This window comes from Vibrio genomosp. F10 str. 9ZD137 (assembly GCF_049974785.1).
Lineage (GTDB): Bacteria > Pseudomonadota > Gammaproteobacteria > Enterobacterales > Vibrionaceae > Vibrio.
The window spans coordinates 1-1,871 of sequence record NZ_JBNGCJ010000304.1; the positions used below are offsets into that span (position 1 = coordinate 1).

The window sequence follows — 1,871 nt, forward strand, 5'->3', positions numbered from 1 at the left end:
GTTCTCTCAAGCGCCTTGGTATTCTCTACCCGACCACCTGTGTCGGTTTGGGGTACGATTTCTTATAATCTGAAGCTTAGAGGCTTTTCCTGGAAGCATGGCATCAATGACTTCACCACCGTAGTGGCTCGACATCGTATCTCAGCGTTAGTGAAAGTCCGGATTTACCTAAACTTTCCGCCTACGTACTTGAACCTGGACAACCGTCGCCAGGCCCACCTAGCCTTCTCCGTCCCCCCATCGCAATTATAAGAAGTACGGGAATATTAACCCGTTTCCCATCGACTACGCCTTTCGGCCTCGCCTTAGGGGTCGACTTACCCTGCCCCGATTAACGTTGGACAGGAACCCTTGGTCTTCCGGCGAGGGGGTTTTTCACCCCCTTTATCGTTACTCATGTCAGCATTCGCACTTCTGATACCTCCAGCAGCCCTTACAGACCACCTTCAACGGCTTACAGAACGCTCCCCTACCCCACGTACAAAAGTACGTAGCCGCAGCTTCGGTGTATAGCTTAGCCCCGTTACATCTTCCGCGCAGGCCGACTCGACTAGTGAGCTATTACGCTTTCTTTAAATGATGGCTGCTTCTAAGCCAACATCCTAGCTGTCTAAGCCTTCCCACATCGTTTCCCACTTAGCTATACTTTGGGACCTTAGCTGGCGGTCTGGGTTGTTTCCCTCTCCACGACGGACGTTAGCACCCGCCGTGTGTCTCCCGGATAGTACTTACTGGTATTCGGAGTTTGCAAAGGGTTGGTAAGTCGGGATGACCCCCTAGCCTTAACAGTGCTCTACCCCCAGTAGTATTCGTCCGAGGCGCTACCTAAATAGCTTTCGGGGAGAACCAGCTATCTCCAGGTTTGATTGGCCTTTCACCCCTAGCCACAAGTCATCCGCTAATTTTTCAACATTAGTCGGTTCGGTCCTCCAGTTGATGTTACTCAACCTTCAACCTGCCCATGGCTAGATCACCTGGTTTCGGGTCTAATCCTAGCAACTGTACGCCCAGTTAAGACTCGGTTTCCCTACGGCTCCCCTAAACGGTTAACCTTGCTACTAAAATTAAGTCGCTGACCCATTATACAAAAGGTACGCAGTCACAGGACAAGCCTGCTCCTACTGCTTGTACGTACACGGTTTCAGGTTCTATTTCACTCCCCTCACAGGGGTTCTTTTCGCCTTTCCCTCACGGTACTGGTTCACTATCGGTCAGTCAGTAGTATTTAGCCTTGGAGGATGGTCCCCCCATATTCAGACAGGATATCACGTGTCCCGCCCTACTCGATTTCACTGATTATGATGTGTCGGTTACGGGGCTATCACCCTGTATCGCGAGACTTTCCAGACTCTTCACCTGCATCATTAAAAGCTTAAGGGCTACTCCAATTTCGCTCGCCGCTACTTTCGGAATCTCGGTTGATTTCTACTCCTCCGGGTACTTAGATGTTTCAGTTCCCCGGGTTTGCCTCGTTGCGCTATGTATTCACGCAACGATACGTGCTTATGCACGTGGGTTTCCCCATTCGGAAATCCCAGACTCAAACGGTTATTACTACCTAATCTGGGCTTATCGCAAGTTATTACGTCCTTCATCGCCTCTGACTGCCAAGGCATCCACCGTGTACGCTTAGTCACTTAACCATACAACCCCAAGAGGTCTTATGTATGGCAAACAACCAAGTTGTCTCTCTATTTTATGAGTGAGAGACGTTCGATTTTGCCGGACTCAAATATAAACGAACATGACAAGTCATGTTGTTTCCAAGAACACTTGAATGTGTGTTGGTACCTAATCTCTAAAAGAGAGTAGGATTTGAGAACTTTTATTTGAACAACAACCAATCACAGTTGTTGTTCGTCAGCTTTCCA

Annotated in this window: 1 rRNA gene; it reads right to left on the reverse strand. The window is 49.1% G+C overall.

Annotated elements, in window-relative coordinates:
* Positions 1 to 1,643, reverse strand: a 23S ribosomal RNA gene (locus ACP45E_RS05590); the annotation flags it as partial.
* Positions 1,644 to 1,871 lie beyond the last annotated feature (228 nt).